This window comes from Dyadobacter sp. OTU695, assembly GCF_038440355.1.
Taxonomy (GTDB): domain Bacteria; phylum Bacteroidota; class Bacteroidia; order Cytophagales; family Spirosomataceae; genus Dyadobacter.
In genome coordinates this window covers 43,319-60,677 of record NZ_JASATN010000007.1, presented here as the reverse complement: position 1 = coordinate 60,677, position 17,359 = coordinate 43,319, and the positions used below count along the sequence as shown (strand labels likewise).

Annotated in this window: 11 protein-coding genes; 9 read left to right on the top strand and 2 right to left on the bottom strand. The window is 50.8% G+C overall.

All coding sequences use genetic code 11. The features are described 5' to 3' along the window. Positions 1-44 precede the first annotated feature (44 nt). The 7 genes from AAHB90_RS14835 to AAHB90_RS14805 all read left to right on the top strand — a co-directional run bounded on the left by AAHB90_RS14835 (position 45) and on the right by AAHB90_RS14805 (position 7,719). The gene (locus AAHB90_RS14835) at positions 45-1,343 is read left to right on the top strand and encodes an MFS transporter (protein WP_342085991.1); all 1,299 of its coding nucleotides are present in this window, start codon (positions 45-47) and stop codon (positions 1,341-1,343) included. A gap of 50 nt (positions 1,344-1,393) precedes the next feature. Next, positions 1,394-3,712: a DUF7133 domain-containing protein gene (locus AAHB90_RS14830; RefSeq protein WP_342085990.1), complete on the top strand. Its 2,319-nt coding sequence runs from the start codon at positions 1,394-1,396 to the stop codon at positions 3,710-3,712. A gap of 121 nt (positions 3,713-3,833) precedes the next feature. Then, positions 3,834-4,388 (top strand): TetR/AcrR family transcriptional regulator, encoded by a 555-nt coding sequence (locus AAHB90_RS14825; protein WP_342085989.1) that lies wholly within the window; start codon positions 3,834-3,836, stop codon positions 4,386-4,388. Between the two features lie 51 nt (positions 4,389-4,439). Next, on the top strand, positions 4,440-5,348 hold the full coding sequence (locus AAHB90_RS14820; RefSeq protein ID WP_342085988.1) for an NAD(P)/FAD-dependent oxidoreductase: 909 nt from the start codon (positions 4,440-4,442) through the stop codon (positions 5,346-5,348). Between the two features lie 135 nt (positions 5,349-5,483). Continuing rightward, complete coding sequence (locus AAHB90_RS14815) at positions 5,484-6,647, top strand: THUMP domain-containing class I SAM-dependent RNA methyltransferase (RefSeq protein ID WP_342085987.1); 1,164 nt, start codon at positions 5,484-5,486, stop codon at positions 6,645-6,647. Between the two features lie 102 nt (positions 6,648-6,749). Next, complete coding sequence (locus AAHB90_RS14810) at positions 6,750-6,917, top strand: hypothetical protein (protein ID WP_342085986.1); 168 nt, start codon at positions 6,750-6,752, stop codon at positions 6,915-6,917. Positions 6,918-7,146: 229 nt separating this feature from the next. After that, positions 7,147-7,719, top strand: coding sequence for a hypothetical protein (locus AAHB90_RS14805; protein ID WP_342085985.1), 573 nt, complete (start codon positions 7,147-7,149; stop codon positions 7,717-7,719). Here AAHB90_RS14805 and treZ read toward each other — a convergent pair. Together treZ and glgX are read right to left on the bottom strand one after the other, a co-directional pair. Beyond that, a complete protein-coding gene (gene treZ / locus AAHB90_RS14800; RefSeq protein WP_342085984.1) occupies positions 7,706-9,565 on the bottom strand; it encodes a malto-oligosyltrehalose trehalohydrolase in 1,860 nt (619 codons plus the stop codon). The genes AAHB90_RS14805 and treZ overlap by 14 nt on opposite strands. Next, positions 9,562-11,742, bottom strand: a complete 2,181-nt coding sequence (gene glgX, locus AAHB90_RS14795) for a glycogen debranching protein GlgX (protein ID WP_342085983.1) — start codon at positions 11,740-11,742, stop codon at positions 9,562-9,564. The genes treZ and glgX overlap by 4 nt, the downstream gene beginning before the upstream one ends. A gap of 405 nt (positions 11,743-12,147) precedes the next feature. On the opposite strand from glgX, the gene AAHB90_RS14790 reads away from it, so the two are divergent. Further along, a complete protein-coding gene (locus AAHB90_RS14790; RefSeq protein WP_342085982.1) occupies positions 12,148-13,743 on the top strand; it encodes a hybrid sensor histidine kinase/response regulator in 1,596 nt (531 codons plus the stop codon). A gap of 13 nt (positions 13,744-13,756) precedes the next feature. Then, positions 13,757-17,359 (top strand): response regulator, encoded by a 3,603-nt coding sequence (locus tag AAHB90_RS14785; RefSeq protein WP_342085981.1) that lies wholly within the window; start codon positions 13,757-13,759, stop codon positions 17,357-17,359.

Sequence of the window (17,359 nt, the reverse complement as noted above, 5' to 3'; positions counted from 1 at the left end):
TTTTTACTAAATTCCTGAATCCAAGAAATCAGTTATTCCCCATCATGAAACAAACCAATATTGGCAATTATCGCTGGGTTATTTGCGCGTTACTCTTCTTTGCAACTACCATCAACTACATCGACAGACAGATTCTTGGATTACTAAAACCGACCTTAGAAACAGAATTCAACTGGACAGAAACTGACTACGCCAACATCGTGATGGTGTTCGCCGGCTGTTATGCGGCAGGCTATATTGTCTTCGGAAATATCATCGATAAAATTGGCTCGAAGCTGGGTTACGCCGTGTCCATTATTATTTGGAGTGTGGCGGCTGTCGCCCACGCATTTGTAAAAAGCACTATTGGTTTTGGTGCCGTGCGTGCGGTTCTGGGACTTGGCGAGGCCGGTAACTTCCCTGCGGCAGTAAAAGCGACAGCCGAATGGTTCCCCAAACGCGAACGCGCGCTGGCAACTGGTATTTTCAACTCCGGAACGAGTATAGGTGCTGTGGCCGCGCCTATCCTGGTACCTTGGCTGCTGGCTACTTACAGCTGGCAAGGCGCGTTCCTGATCACCGGTGCGCTCGGCTTTATCTGGCTGATATTCTGGTGGCTGATGTACGAAATCCCTTCCCGCCATAAAAAGTTAAAAGCCGAGGAATACGAGTTCATCCACAGCGACAACGAAGCGGGCGATGGCGAAAACCAGCAGCCCATTCACTGGACCAAACTGGTTACATTGCCACAAACCTGGGTTTTTATTGTAGGTAAATTCCTGACAGACCCTGTATGGTGGTTCTTCCTCTTCTGGCTACCCTCCTACTTTGCCACCACATTTGCATTGGATTTGAAGAAACCGAGCCTGCATTTGGCCATCGTTTATACGGCCACTACATTCGGAAGCATTGGCGGCGGGTATTTGTCGTCCTACCTGATCAAAAAAGGCTGGGCGCCCCTCAGGGCACGTAAAACTACTTTGCTGCTGATGGCATTCGCCGTGATGCCGATCATCCTGGCCCAATTCGCGACTGACATCTGGACGGTCGTGGGCATTATAGCCATCGCTACCGCTGCTCACCAGGCATGGAGCGCCAATATTTTCACCATCGTATCCGATATTTTCCCAAAACGGGCGGTAAGCTCCGTCGTGGGCATCGGGGGAATGGCCGGTTCGCTGGGCTCAACCTTCTTCCCGCTGCTGGTAGGCGCACTGCTGGATTATTACAAGGGTTTGGGAAAAATCGGTGCGGGTTATAATATCCTGTTCATTATCTGTGGACTGGCCTACATTATCGCCTGGCTGATCATCCATTTCCTGACCAGCCGCATGAAACCGGTGGAAGAATCGTTAAAAAACTGATCTCGTAAAAAATCATTAAAGCCGTTAACAACTGCTAGCATAGCATTCTGATGAAGAAGTACCGTTATCCTCTTTTTATCCTGGCGGTTTCGTTTTTATTGGTGTATTGTAAAACCAATAAACAAACCAGCCAGCAAACTGCCTCTACTGCCACAACCGTCGCAAAAGAGGAGAAACCCACTCAGGCAACCGGCAAATCGCCTTTTATACCGGCTTCTGAAACCATTGGCAAAATGGTGATCGAAGATGGATTTGAGGTAAAACTTATTGCTGCCGAGCCGCTCGTCAGCGCGCCTGTGGCCATGCAGTTTGACGACAAAGCCAGAATGTGGGTCGTAGAAATGGTAGGCTACATGCCCGACACCGTCGGCACCGGCGAGGATATTCGCAATGGTAACATCGTGATCCTCGATGATAAAAATAAAGACGGCGTTTACGACGACCGCAAAGTGGTGATCGACTCGCTCGTGCTCCCACGCGCGATTTGCCTGATCGAAAACGGCATCCTGGTGGCAGAGCCCACCAACCTTTGGTTTTATGAACTGAAAAATGACCGGGTCGTCAAAAAGACACTCGTCGATCCCAAATACACCGAAGGCGGCAATGTGGAGCACCAGCCAAATGGTTTGCTCCGCGCGATGGACAACTGGATCTACAATGCGAAATCCGACAAACGCTACCGCCATGTGGGTGGCAAGTGGGTGATCGAGCATACCCATTTCCGCGGACAATGGGGGATTTGCCAGGACAACTATGGCCGGCTTTATTACAACAACAACTCCCAGAACCTGCTTGGCGATTACTTCCCGGCCGGCCTTGGAGCATGGAATAAAAACCAGAGAGGCGTGGCCGGCTACAACGAAAAGTCGGTGGCAAATAACAAAGTATACCCGTTGCACCCTACTCCGGGTGTCAACCGCGGCTACATGAAGAATGTCCTCGACGACAGCCTTCGCCTGAATGAGTTTACAGCAGCCGCTGCGCCGGTCATTTACCGTGGCGATCTGTTTGGAAAGAACTATGATTTCAACGCATTTGTACCGGAGCCTTCGGCGAACCTGATCAAACGCGATTTCCTTAATGAAAAAGGCTATGTTGTAAAAGGCGATATTGCTTACAAAGGCAAGGAGTTCCTCGCCAGTACCGACGAGCGTTTTCGTCCGGTAAGCCTTTACAATGCTCCCGACGGCAGTATGATCGTACTCGACATGTACCGCGGCATTATCCAGCACAAAACTTACCTGACGCCTTACCTGAAAGATCAGATCGGTAAACGGGACCTTACCCAACCCCTTTCGGCCGGCCGTATTTACAAGATCGTTCCCAAAGGTTCACAATCCAAGCCGGTGATGATTCCTGACGGCGCACAGGAACTGGTGAAACTGCTCGGGCACCCCAACGGCTGGGTACGCGATCGCGCGCAACAAAAACTGATCGACGGGAAATACAACCAGACAGTGCCCGCACTCCGTGAGGCCATAAAACAAACAGCCGATCCATTGCTGGCCATCCACGCATTATGGACGCTCGAAGGACTGAACTCGCTGAAACCCGAAGAGGCACTGAGCTGGATCCGGCAAACGGCCTGGCCTTTCCGCTCACAGGGGCTTTACGCGTCCACAGCCGTAATCACGCCAAGCACTTACCAGCAGTTTGCGACCGCATTTGACGGCATCGTCGATTCAGGAGACACCCTCGCAGCACCCTACATAGCACTTCTTTCCAAAAGCATTGAAAAATTTGACCAGAACCTTTCTCGCGGACTGCTTAACAAGCTGGCCGTCAAATACCCCAACAACCGCTATGTGGCCGACGCGGTGATCAGCAATTTGCAGGATCAGGAAGAGCTGTTCCAGGGAGCTATTTCGGCATCGGTACCCGACCAGAATGCGCTGATCAACAAGCAACTGGCCCGTGTTTTGACCGCCGTCCGCAGCGCGCAGGGTAACCGCAACCCTGAAATGCTCAAAAAGGAATTTCCCAAAGGCGAAGCGCTGTTTACTTCCGTATGCCAAACCTGTCACGGCGCCGATGGCGGCGGCGTCAAATCGCTCGCACCGCCGTTGAACCAGTCGGAATGGGTAACAGGTAACAAGGATAAATTGATTTCCATCGTCCTTTTCGGTCTCACAGGCCCTGTAAAAGTAAATGGGCATGTATACCAAACGCCTGAGGTAAGCGGCGACATGCCGGGCATTGGTTACGACAAGGATATGCCCAACGAAGATATTGCCCAGCTGCTAAGCTTCATCCGCCGCTCCTGGCGTAACAATGCCGATCGCGTAACCACCGAAGAAGTGACAAAAATCCGCACCAAACTCACTGGCCGCGAAAAAGCATTCACCGAAGCCGAGCTGAATGGCATTTGATGGTATGTTGTTGATTTTAAGCAAAGAGGCGCTTCGAAAGGGGTGCCTCTTTTGCTTTTTTGCCAAAATTATCATGCAGCAATGTCACAAATCTGAGACATATTATTACCTTTGCCAAATCATGAAGGATACCGAACAGAGCATTATCGAAGCTGCGATTCTCATCTTTAACGAGGATCTTTCGGCCCCGCTGGAAAAAGTGGCGGACCAGGCGCAGGTTACGCGGCGGACTTTACACAGGTATTTCAAAGACCGCAAGGAACTGATGGACAAATGCCAGAAAGAAATCCGGAAGGCTTGCGCAATCGCAATGTCGAATGCTTACCACGCGTCAGAGAATCCGCTGGAAAGACTGGAAACGATGTTTTATGCCGGGCTCGATTGCGGTTCGAAAAATACCTTTTTGCATAAACTACACACAATGCATGATCATAAGCACCAGGCTGCCAATAAGGAATGCTCCGAATACGACCATACTTTCGAGCTCTGGAGGGGTAATCTTCAGGTGCTGCTCGCAAAAGGTATTATTAATCAGGGCATGAGCGTCGACTGGATCCATAACTTCTTCCAGAGCGTCGTGGTGGTTTTCATTAACTCGCAGCAAAAAGGGTCGCTCGATCGCGTACAGGCCCGGCAGCTTGCGTGGTTTTCATTTAGCAAGGGAATAGGCATTTAAAAAAATTTATATCACCATGTCTCATATTTGAGACATTTATCTGATTTAACTATGACTGATCAACCAAACTTCGATGTCGCCATTATCGGCGGCAGCTACGCCGGACTATCCGCTGCCATGACACTCGGCCGGGCGCACAGGAACGTCGTCATTATCGATAGCGGCAGACCCTGCAATCGCCAAACGCCCCATTCGCACAACCTGATCACCCACGACGGCAAGACACCGGCCGAAATTTCCGCGCTCGCACGTGAGCAGGTACTCGCCTACCCGACCGTACGCTTGCATAATGCGCTCGTGACGTCCGTGTCCGGGCAGGACGGCGCATTCTCAGTCGGCACCAGCGATGGACAGTCGTTTGAAGCGAAAAAACTGATTTTCACAACCGGTATCCGTGATATCATGCCTGAGATACCGGGCTTCGCGGAAAGCTGGGGCATCAGCGCGATCCATTGCCCGTACTGCCACGGCTACGAGTACAGCGATGCGCGCACAGGCGTCCTCATGAACGGAGAGATGGCATTGGAATACCTGAAAATGATTCGCAACTGGACTGCTGACCTGACCCTCTATACCAATGGTCCCGCTACTTTCGACGCCGTCGCGCGGGAGAAGATGCTGGCATTCGGCGCGGAGATCGTGGAACAGCCCATTACGTCGCTCGATCATGAAAACGGATATTTGCGGGCGTTGCATTTTACCGACGGCTCTTCACGTAACATTGCCGCGCTCTACCACCGTCCCGCATTCGAGCAGCATTGCCTTTTGCCCGAACAACTGGGCTGCGAGCTCAACCAGCAAGGGTTTATCAAAGTGGATGAGTCTCAAAAAACGACAGTAGCTGGTATTTACGCAGCGGGCGATAACAGCGGCACGCTCAGAGGTTTAACGAGCGTCATGGCAACCGGAACCGTAGCTGGCGTCCGGCTCAATCATGAATTAATCAACGAAGAGTACTGATTGGCTTGTTGCATTGTGGTAGCTTTGCAGGATGCTATAAGCAATAGGCTTTAAGCTGTAAGCCGTAGGCCAAATGCTCTTAGCTTACAGCATACAGCTTATAGCTTATAGCCTAAAGCTTAAAGCAACAACAAAATGTCTCTATTTACAACCCCCGCCCCCATTATCATTACCTGCTACAAACGCCTTGCGCCGTTTCTTGAAAAGGAGGTGACAGAGCTTGGCTACCGGGTGGAAGAAACTTTTGCGACGGGCGTACGCCTGAGGGGCACGGTGAACGATTGCGTTCAACTGAATTTAAACCTGTATTGCGCCAGCCAGGTGCTTTACAGTCTGGGCACATTCAGCGCAGAGCATCCGGATGATGTATACAGGTTCCTGGCCAAGATGCAGTGGGAAGATATTCTTGCTGATAACGCTTACTTTTCGGTGACAAGCAATGTGATGACGGCCACAGTAAACAATACCATGTTCGCGAACCTGCGCGTGAAGGATGCGATCGTGGACAGGCTGCGGGATAAAAAGGGCACAAGGCCATCGACAGGCGCCGAGTTGAAAGGTGCTGTTATCCATTTGTTCTGGAAGGACGACAGGGCGGAGATTTTCATCGATACATCCGGCGAAACGGTGGCGCGCCACGGTTACCGCAAGATTCCCGGTCAGGCTCCCATGCTTGAATCACTAGCCTCCGCTACGATCCTGGCCAGTCAGTGGGACCGCAACTCGGCATTTGTGAATCCGATGTGCGGCTCGGGCACGCTGGCAATTGAGGCCGCATTGATCGCCACCAACAGCCGTCCAGGCCTTTTCAGGGATAACTATTCGTTTATGCATTTGCTCGGATACGACGAGGAAGTGTATTTCAAAGCGCAGGATAAGCTCGAAGCGCAGATCATCGAAGCGCCGAAAGCAAGGATCATCGCCACTGATCACGACCAAAATGCAGTTACCAATGCCAAAAAGAACGCAATCGCGGCTGGCGTGGCGGATATGATCGAGTTTGGCCTGTGCGACTTCGCCGATACTGAAATTCCGTCCGATGACAAAGGCGTATTTTTCGTAAACCCCGAGTACGGCGAACGGCTCGGTGAAGTCAGCGAACTTGAAGAAACTTATGGACGGATTGGTGATTTTATGAAACAGAAGTGTGGAGGATATTTCGGATATGTCTTTACCGGAAACCTGGATCTTGCCAAAAAAATAGGGCTTAAAGCCAAGCGCAGAATCGAGTTTTATTCAGGAAAAATCGATTGCAGGCTGCTGGAATACGAACTTTACGAAGGTACGAGAAGGTTTTGACGATTTCTGGTGCGGTAAAATGCCATAACTCTGGCATGGCCTGGCACCGGCTCTGGCATAATATTTAGATAATATAGAACATAACCATTTAGAAAAATTGTCATGAAGCAGTCACAAAGTTCAGGAACCATACCGCAAGGTCAGGTCCGGAACAGGCCTGAAAACAAAGACAATCTGGATAGCAGACGTCGTGAAGAAGAAATGGTAAAAGGTAATCACATTACCAGCAACCAAAAAGAACATCACAGTCTGGGAAAACAGCAAAGGTAGCAATAGTAGCACCTTATTAAATGGTTCCTAAGTTGAGACGAAGTCCGCATGGCACGAACATCCGGACTTCGTTTTTTTGTGCCCTTACCCCATTCCAAAGCAACCAGACCTGTCCGCTCACCCGCAAAAAAGTAGCAGTACCGGGTGACCACATCCAATTTTCAGGCGGATTGAGCGTTCCTATCCATGATTCCGGCCGGTTGGCAGGCATTCTATTAAACCAGAACCGATGAAACGATATCTGATGGCGCTTACCCTCCTGACCGGCGCGGTCTCCTGCGATTGGATCGGCAACACGCCGAGTTTTGGGGACGATTTCATTACCTATCATATCAAGGCGGGTAACCACGAGGTAGACCATAACCTGAATACGCCTTTCACAGCCTCGTCAATGCGCTTTCAGGCGGTGTTTGATAGTAGTTGCGTGTACAAAACCTCGGTACCTGAAAATCAGAACGATATTAACAAGCTGTACGGATTTTCGGATTGCAGCTCGCAGCACCAGAATAACAGCGCGCGGTTCGGCTGGAACTGGCGCGAGGGTGCATTGCGTATCTATGCATACATATACGTGAACGGCGTTCGGCAGGAACGCGAGCTGGGCACTGCCGAACTCAACGAAACGACCAGCTTCCGGATCGATATCCGCGACAATTCTTATGTATTCACTTATCGCGGTATCGAAACCGTCATGCCACGCCATTGCTCGGGCGGTGTGGGCGTTGCCTACAAGCTGCTCCCTTATTTCGGTGGTGACGAAACAGCGCCACACGATATGCAGATTAAAATCAGGAATTTATAATATTGGAATAGACAACAACCGACTCTGGCGCGACCGTCAATGCACCGGCATCCGCATGATCCGGCATTTCCTGCTGTCCGCCCCACACCAGGTCTGACGAAGCGATCATCTTATGCCAGGACAAATGCTCCGACGGTAGCGGCACTTGCTGTGCGGATTTGGAAAAGTTGAGAAAGCCCGCCAAATGCTGCCGGCCCCAAACCCGTTGGATGTAAATCAACTCCTTTTCTTGAAAAACCTCCACAGAAAGCCCGTTCCGATCGCATTCCCGGAATAACGGCAGCGTTTTCCGCAGGGCAATCCATTTCCGGTAATATTGCAGCATTGTCTGGTGCGGGGGCCGGTGAATAAGCTCCCATTGCAATTTGGAGTTTTCAAATGTCGAAACAGCGACGGGGTCGGGCGCTTCGCCTTCGAGGTGGAATGCAGCAAACTCTCTTTTTCTGCCCTTTCGCACGGCCTCGGCCAGTTCCTCGTCGGTATGGCTCACAAAATACTGGAAAGGATTCGGCTCGGCCCATTCTTCTCCCATAAATAACAAGGGTATAAAAGGGCTGAGGAAAACCGCACCCGCCAGCAGCTTTTGCATTTCAAAACTAACAAGCCGGCTTGTCCGTTCACCTAGCATACGGTTACCGATATGGTCATGGTTTTGGGAAAAAACAATAAACTGATGCCCCGGAATACCCTCTGCTTTCATCCCAAACTTCCTTTTGCGGTGTTCCGAGTAAATGCCGTCATACACATAAGCGTCCCTGAAAGACTTGGCAAGCGAGGCTACCCCGTTAAAATCGGCATAATAGCCGCTCCGTTCCTGACCCGAGCTCACACGCAACGCGTGGTGAAACTCGTCGATCCACTGCGCATCCATTCCATAACCACCCGCTTCGACAGGCTTTACAAACCGGGTATCATTCAAATCCATTTCGACGATCAGATAATGCGCTCTGCCCGTCTTGTGCGAGAGCTCATCCACTTCCTGCTTGATTTGCTGTAAGATATGAACAGGACCCAGATCCTTGATTGCATGAACGGCATCCAGGCGCAAGCCGTCAATATGAAAATCCCGGAACCACATCAACGCATTTTGCACAAAGTAGTGCCTCACCGCATCCGACCAAGCGTCGTCAAAATTGATCGCATCTCCCCAAGGTGTATGGTATTTATTGGTAAAATAGTGCCCGAAATTGCCGAGGATATTACCCTCCGGCCCCAGGTGGTTATATACCATGTCGAGTATCACAGCGATACCTTTTTCATGACAGGCATTAACCAGACGCTGCAATGCCTCGGGTGCGGCCACCGGCCCGCCGTAGCTGTTCTGGACGCTGTAAGGAAAAACACCATCGTAGCCCCAGTTCCGGTCGCCAGCAAATTGGGAAACCGGCATAATCTCGATCGCGTTGACACCCAACCCAACCATGTGATCGAGCTTTTCTTCCATGGCTGCAAACGTACCCTCGGGTGTAAATGTCCCTGTATGAAGCTCATAGATAATATATTCCTTCAATGCCAGGTTTTTCCAGCTTTGGTCGGTCCAGTTGAATTTGCGCAAGTCGAATACCCCGGAAAGGCCATGTACCCCCTCCGGCTGGTACAAGGTTGCGGGATCCGGGTAGGGTCCCTTACCATCCAGCAGAAAACCATAGCGGTCGCCAGGCCACAATGCGCGGGTTTGCAAGATCCAGAAACCATAGTCTTGCGGCTCCAAATCCAGTATTTTGGCGTCCTCAGCGAATTGCAGCTGAACGCTCTCCGCCTTTGGCGCCCACACGAGCACCTGCGCCTCCCCTTGTTCATTGAACGAAACACCCGGCCGCAAGGTCATCAGATCGTCGTAGCTCATATTTTCTGTTCTTCCAATGAATGCCTGAATACTACAATCGAACGGCTCTCCACGGCGAAACTGTCGCCGGGTTTGAGCACCTGACCGTCGTCACTCACACAGTCATCGGCGGTATCGATCACCTTCCGCCATTCGTTACCATATTTCGCAGGCGGCAGCGTGTATTCGACCGGCTCGTAATGCGCATTGAAAATCATATAGAAACTGTCGTCGTAAATAGGGTTGCCTTTCGGGTCCATATGCCGGATTCCCTTCCCGTTCAGGAAAATACCCAGAGACTTCGCGTAATCATGGTTCCAGTTTTCGTCGGGCATTTCCCGGCCATCCGGCAAAAACCATGCGATATCTTCCAGGCCGATACCTTTGATGGGCATGCCGCGAAACCAGTGCTTGCGCCGGAATGTAGGATGCGCTTTACAGAATGCGATCAGCTTTTGCGTGAAAGTCAGTAATTGCCCGTCTATTTTGTCCCAGTTCAGCCAGGAAATCTCATTATCCTGGCAATAGGCGTTGTTGTTGCCATTCTGCGTACGACCCCATTCGTCGCCGGCAACGAGCATCGGCACCCCTTGCGACAGAAACAGCGTGGTCAGAAAATTACGTTTCTGCTTGTTGCGGAGCTCGATCACCCCTTCATCTTCGGTAGGTCCTTCGACCCCGCAATTCCAGGAACGATTATGGCTTTCCCCATCGCGGTTTTCTTCACCGTTGGCTTCATTACGCTTGTCATTATACGAAACAAGATCATTCAATGTAAAACCGTCGTGTGCGGTGACGAAATTGATACTTGCGGTCGGAAAACGATATTCGCCTTTGTACAAATCAGAACTGCCCGTGAAGCGCTCGGCAAATTCGGCGAGCATACTGTCGGCCCCGCGCCAATAGTCGCGCATACAATCGCGGTAACGGCCATTCCACTCTGCCCAGCCAATGGGGAACTTGCCTACCTGATAACCATCGTCGCCAATGTCCCAGGGCTCCGCAATGAGCTTGACCTGCGAAATCACGGGGTCCTGGTGAATAATGTCGAAGAAAGCACTCAGCCGGTCGACCTCATGCAGCTCGCGTGCGAGCGTAGAGGCCAGGTCGAACCGGAAGCCGTCGACATGCATTTCGGTGATCCAGTACCGGAGGCTGTCCATGATGAGCCGTAGCACGTTAGGGAGCCTGGCGTTCAACGTATTGCCTGTACCGGTATAGTCCATATAATAGCGGCCGTCCATCAGGCGGTAGTAGGTCATATTGTCGATCCCCCGAAAAGAAAGTGTCGGCCCCAGGTGGCTCCCCTCTCCTGTATGGTTGTAGACAACATCGAGAATAACCTCGATTCCGGCCTTGTGGAGCTCCTTCACCATATTTTTGAATTCCTTCACCTGTTCTCCATGCGCTCCCGAACTACTGTAACGAACATCGGGCGCAAAAAAACCGATGGAATTATAGCCCCAGTAATTGGCCAAGCCCCGCTCCTGAAGATGCCTGTCTGATATAAAATGATGTACGGGCATCAGCTCTACTGCATTGATACCCAGCTTCTTCAAATAGGCAATACTGCTCCGGTGCGCAAGGCTGGCGTAAGTGCCACGGATTTCCTCGGGTATGTCGGGATGAAGGCAGGTAAACCCTTTGACATGCAGTTCATAGATAATCGTATCGTGGTACGGGATTTCCGGCGCCTTCACTCCTTCCCAGTCGAACAAATGGTCCACAACGACCGATTTGGGAATGTATGGGGCGCTATCCAGCTCGCTGAAACTTAAATCTTCTTCGAGATCACCGATGTTATAGCCAAACAGCGCGTCGTGCCATTGCACGGTGCCGGAAATGGCTTTGGCGTAGGGATCGATAAGCAATTTATGGGGGTTGAAACGCAATCCGACGGTAGGCTCGTAGGGCCCATGAACACGATAGCCGTAGAGCTGCCCGGGTTTCAATCCGGGAACATAGGCGTGCCAAACGTGGTGCGACACCTCCCGGATCTGGATCTTAATATGTTCACTTTTAGCATCGGGGCTATCGAACAGGCACAATTCCACACCTGTGGCATTCTCGGAGTACAGCGCAAAATTCACCCCTTTTCCGTCCCACGTCGCCCCCAATGGGTACGGCTCGCCAGGAAAAACTTTTACGCGGCTCTCTTGGGATTGATCTACAAGTTTTTTATTGGCAATCTTCTTCATATCAGTTTGTTTGAGTCCATTCTGCCTTTTTCCGCGGTCATCTGCATTGCTTGCTCTTGCATAATTTTCATGAGCGCTTTACCGGGAAAGTGGCCGTAGCACACATATGGATACAAAATTATGCCAATATGGGCCGAACAGTTCAGGGAAGAAATTCCCCACAGGCCCGCAGCTCCATACTTTTGCGGTAATTAGGCGGGCATCGCTTTGGGAATACTTCACGCTTTCCCAGAGCATATTATGAATGACGCACCAGCGAAGTATCCACTGGTATAATTTTTTTGTCCAATTTTGTTTTTTCACACGCACGACAGCACTTTTACACACACTAAAAATTTGTGTTATAGCAGGCGAACCGTATATAGACCCCGGTGCCGCCAACCAGTGCCCATTTTACCCGAAACCATGATCCTTATTGTAGACGACAGGCCTGAGAATATTCTGCCGCTGAAAAAAATCCTGGAACTCCACAATTTCAAGACAGATACCGCCGAATCTGGTGAAGAAGCATTAAAAAAGGTGCTTAATATGACCTACTCGGTGATTATACTCGATGTGCAAATGCCAGGGATGGACGGCTTCGAGGTAGCCGAGGCCATAGCAGGTTTCGGAAAAGCGAAAGACACGCCCATTATCTTCCTTTCGGCGGTCAATACAGAGAAAAAATTTATTACAAAAGGCTATTCCTCAGGCGGTATCGATTACCTTACTAAACCTGTCGACCCCGATATTCTGCTGCTGAAAGTCAAAACGTTCTACCGGCTTTTCGAGCAGCAACAGGAACTAAAAGCCATTCAGGAATCGCTTCGGCAGGAGATCGACATCCGCAAACATGCCCAGGAAGAGCTTGCCGCGCGCATGGACGAGCTCCGTTTCATACTCGAATCACTACCCCAAATCGCATTCACGATCCGGCCCGATGGCAAAATCGAATACGTAAACAAGCATTGGTTCCAGTATTCGGCAGACGCCGTTGCATTTCCGGAGACACATCCGGATGACCATACCTGCGCTCGTTGGGAACAGCATTTCAGAAATGGCCTGGAATTCTCGTGCGAAACGCGCCTCAGGCAACTCAGTACTGACGAATACAGGTATTTTCTGCTTAAAATTATCCCGGTTCTGCAAAACGGGACCATTGTGCGCTGGGTAGGTACATTCACCGACATACACCAGCAAAAGATGGCGAACGAGTTATTGGAACACAAAGTGGAATTGCGGACCAAGGAGCTGGTCGATAAAAATTCGGAACTCGAAACGACCAACCACGAATTGCAGCAATTTGCCTGGGTAGTGTCCCATGACCTGAAAGAGCCGCTACGTAAAATACAGACATTCAGCCATTTAATTAAAGACAAATACCTCACAGGCAACGAGGAGGCAATTTCCTATCTCAACAGATCGATTAGTTCCTCCGCCCGAATGTCGCGGCTTATCAGCGACTTGCTGGACTATTCCAGGTTGTCGGTAACGGCCTATTTCCAGCCTACCGATCTGAATGCGCTGGTGGACGAACTGCTCGCAGATTTCGACGAGACAATCAGGGAGCGGCAAGCCGTCATCCGGAAAGACCAGCTTCCAATCCTTGAAACCATTCCCAGCCAGATCCGGCAGGTATTCCAGAACCTGATCAGCAATGCGCTGAAATTCTCCAGGCCCGATGTAACTCCGGTCATTGACATCCGCCATGAAATCGTCAACAGTAAAGAGCTTTCCGGTGAGGTGTCCATGGACGGCCCCTATTGCAGGATCACTATTGCCGACAATGGGATCGGCTTCGACGAGAAGTTCCTCGACCGGATTTTCGTTATTTTCCAGCGGCTCAACAATATCAGTGCTTACGAAGGCACGGGTATCGGACTGGCGATCGCCAAAAAGATCATGGACAAACATAACGGCCTGATATCGGCCCGAAGCATTGAAAACCAGGGCTCCGAATTCATTCTAATACTTCCATTTGTACAGCAACAAGCGCTGGAAACCATTAAAACCGACCATTAGCTGACGCCATTTTATGAAGAAAGTTTCCAATTCGATCATCCAGCAATTACAGATCGTCTTTTCCTTCTCCATCCTGCTCCTGTTTTTCAGTCTTCTGGCCTCGTATTACAGCACGCAGAAGCTGATCAACAACTCCGAGCTCGTTAACCACACCAATGCAGTACTCATCGAGGCCGAGGCTGTCATTTCGCACATGAAAGATGCAGAAACCGGCCAACGCGGGTTCCTGATCACTGGTGAGACGCAATTCCTCGAACCCTACGAGGGCGCCTATGAAAAAACCACGGAAAGCTACAATAATCTGGTTGAACTGACGGCTGATAATCCCATACAACAAAAAACCCTGCGCGAGGTAAAAGCGCTCTATGAAGCCAAATTCGGCCAGATGCAGAACATCATCGATATGGCCAGGAAGAGTTCCAACTTTCTGTACAATACCGACGACCGTTTGCGCGAAATGGTACGCGGCAAGAAAATAATGGACGATCTCAGGCTGGCTTCCGAACGGATCAAGGAAGAGGAAAGCGCCAGACTGGCTGAACGGTTAGAGCAGCAGCAGATTTACATCAAATACACACCTATTCTGCTCATAGCCGCGGCATTGATATCGATCCTGATCACAATCTCTTCCTATTTGCGTATCCGGGCAGATATCGGCAAGCGAATCGCGCAACAGCAACTCGATGAAGAAAAATACGCCCAGACCAATCGTCGGATCGCGCATATCGAACAGATTACGCAGCGGGTGTCCGAAGGCGATTACACGGCCCGCAGCCAGGATGAAACCGACGACGAGCTTGGCCGGATTTCTACGGCTTTGAATGCCATGGCCCGCTCACTGGAACAGACGTTCAATGATCTGAGTAGTCAAAACTGGTTGCAGGCCGGTGATGTGCAGATCAACGACGCTATACGGGGTGAACGTGTCCTTAAAAACCTGTCGGCAAAGCTGATCAACACGCTTACTTCCTATGCAGGCGCGCATCTGGGCACCATCTACATTCTCGATACCGACTGGAATTTCCGCCTCTCGGGCAGCTTTGCCGCGCAAAATGCACCGCAGAGCATTGTAGCCGGACAGGGTTTGTGCGGACAGGTGATCGAAACAAAAAAACCGCTGCTGGTTCACGATGTTCCTGCCGATTACCTCAAAGTAGCATCGAGCCTGGGTGAAACCAGCCCGGCGGCACTTGCAATCCTTCCCCTGGTGTACTCTTACGAATGCATAGGAGTGATCGAGCTCGGATTTCTTAAAACCCCGGACGACCTTACGATGCGTTTCCTTGAAGAGAACCTGGAAACGATGGCCAGCGGAATCAACTCCGCATTGGACTATGTCAAACTACAGAACTTTCTCGAAGAAACACAGACGCAGGCCGAAGAGCTGCAAACCCAGCACAACGAACTTGAAAACCTGAATGCGGAGCTGGAAGCGCAGTCGCACAAATTGCAGGCCTCCGAGGAAGAATTGAGGGTACAACAGGAAGAACTGCAACAGACCAACGAAGAGCTGGAAGAACGGAGCGGGTTGCTGGAAGAAAAGAACATTGAAATACAAAAAAAGGCCGAAGAACTGGAACTGACAACCCGGTACAAATCCGAATTTTTGGCCAATATGTCGCACGAATTGCGCACGCCGCTCAACTCGATCCTTCTGCTGAGCCGGTTGCTTGCCGAAAATGAAGACAAGAACCTGACCGGCGAGCAGATCGAATATGCGACCGTCATCCAATCTTCGGGCAATGGCCTGCTCGGCCTGATCGATGAAATCCTTGATCTGTCCAAGATCGAAGCCGGGAAAATGGAACTGGACTATGTTACGGTTTCTATCAAAGAGATTTGTGACGATATGAAAGCTTTGTTTGCGCCGGTGGCCCGGGAAAAAGGGCTTGATTTCTCTATAACGGTTGCAAGCGGCGTTCCCCCGGTGATCGAGACGGATAAAATGCGGATGGAGCAGATTCTTAAAAATTTGATTTCCAACGCATTGAAATTCACCGCCCAGGGCTCTGTCGACATTACCTTCAAGCTCAATGATGGCAATGACAAAATGCTGTGCCTTGTCGTCAAAGATACGGGCATCGGCGTTGCGCCGGAAAAGCAGCACCACATTTTCGAAGCATTCCAGCAGGCCGATGGTTCCACCAAGCGCAAATACGGCGGTACCGGGCTGGGCCTGTCGATCAGCCGCGAGCTGGCCAAGCTGCTGGGTGGAGAAATATCACTTACGAGCGTGGTCGGCCAGGGCAGCGAGTTCACCCTCTTCGTACCTACCGGCGCTTCCTTGGGCAGTCCCGAACCGGAAACGACCAATTTTTTCGGGAATTATCAGGGAGAAACCGTTTCAAACGAACCGCCGGTGGCCCCGGGCCGCTTTGTCAGCACGGTCATTCCTGAAAGTATCCCCGACGACCGCTCGGCTATCGACGAAGCTTCAAAAACGATCCTGATCATCGAGGATGATACACTTTTTGCCAAATCACTTCTTGATTATACCCGTAAACAAGGGTACAAAGGCATTGTTGCCGTCCGGGGAGACGAGGGGCTCGAACTTGCAAGGACATTCAAGCCGATGGGCATCCTGCTCGATATCCAGTTGCCGGTCGTCAGCGGGTGGGATGTAATGGACCAGCTGAAAAACGATCCGGAAACCCGGCATATCCCGGTACACATCATGTCGTCGCACCGGATGAAGAACGAAAGCCTTCAAAAAGGTGCGGTCGACTTTATCGATAAGCCGGTGGCGATCGAGAAAATGGATGAAATTTTCCGGAAAATCGAATATGTGATCAGCAAGAAATCGAAGAAGGTGCTGATTGTCGAGGATAATTCAATGCACGCAAAGGCCCTGGCCTACTACCTGGGTACATTCGACATCAACTCCGAACTGAAAAGCGACATCAACGACGGTATCAACGCCCTTTCGAGCAATGAGGTCGACTGCGTGATCCTGGATATGGGAATTCCCGACAAAAAGGCATACGATATGCTGGAAGAGGCCAAAAAGAATCCGGGATTCGAACATATTCCCATTATTATCTTTACTGGAAAGAGCCTTTCGATGACCGAGGAACTGCGTATCCGGCAGTATGCGGATTCAATTATCGTTAAAACCGCGCATTCGTACCAGCGGATGCTCGACGAGGTTTCGCTATTTCTGCATGTGGTGGAAGAAAACAAGAAAAATTCCAGGCAGGGAGCCCAGGGCCGCAGACTCGGTGGACTGGGCGAGATTTTGAACAATAAAACGGTGCTGATAGCCGATGACGACGTTCGGAATATTTTCTCGCTTTCAAAGTCGCTGGAAAATTATAAAATGAATGTGCTGACTGCCCTGGATGGTAAAGAGGCACTGCAAAAATTGCAGGAAAATCCCGATGTGGATGTCGTGCTGCTTGATATGATGATGCCGCAAATGGACGGTTACGAAACAGCCAAGCGCATCCGGGAAAACCCGCAATGGCGCAACCTGCCGGTGATCGCCGTAACAGCCAAAGCCATGACCGGCGACCGCGAAAAATGCATCAATGCGGGCGCTTCTGATTATATTACCAAACCGGTGGATATCGACCAGCTGATGTCGTTGCTCCGCGTATGGCTCTACGAAAAGTCCTGA

Bases quoted from the DNA above. Each gene is read 5' to 3' on its own strand.
- AAHB90_RS14835 (WP_342085991.1), top strand. From the start codon at position 45: ATGAAACAAACCAATATTGGCAATTATCGCTGGGTTATTTGCGCGTTA.
- AAHB90_RS14830 (WP_342085990.1), top strand. From the start codon at position 1,394: ATGAAGAAGTACCGTTATCCTCTTTTTATCCTGGCGGTTTCGTTTTTA.
- AAHB90_RS14825 (WP_342085989.1), top strand. From the start codon at position 3,834: ATGAAGGATACCGAACAGAGCATTATCGAAGCTGCGATTCTCATCTTT.
- AAHB90_RS14820 (WP_342085988.1), top strand. From the start codon at position 4,440: ATGACTGATCAACCAAACTTCGATGTCGCCATTATCGGCGGCAGCTAC.
- AAHB90_RS14815 (WP_342085987.1), top strand. From the start codon at position 5,484: ATGTCTCTATTTACAACCCCCGCCCCCATTATCATTACCTGCTACAAA.
- AAHB90_RS14810 (WP_342085986.1), top strand. From the start codon at position 6,750: ATGAAGCAGTCACAAAGTTCAGGAACCATACCGCAAGGTCAGGTCCGG.
- AAHB90_RS14805 (WP_342085985.1), top strand. From the start codon at position 7,147: ATGAAACGATATCTGATGGCGCTTACCCTCCTGACCGGCGCGGTCTCC.
- treZ (WP_342085984.1), bottom strand. From the start codon at position 9,565: ATGAGCTACGACGATCTGATGACCTTGCGGCCGGGTGTTTCGTTCAAT.
- glgX (WP_342085983.1), bottom strand. From the start codon at position 11,742: ATGAAGAAGATTGCCAATAAAAAACTTGTAGATCAATCCCAAGAGAGC.
- AAHB90_RS14790 (WP_342085982.1), top strand. From the start codon at position 12,148: ATGATCCTTATTGTAGACGACAGGCCTGAGAATATTCTGCCGCTGAAA.
- AAHB90_RS14785 (WP_342085981.1), top strand. From the start codon at position 13,757: ATGAAGAAAGTTTCCAATTCGATCATCCAGCAATTACAGATCGTCTTT.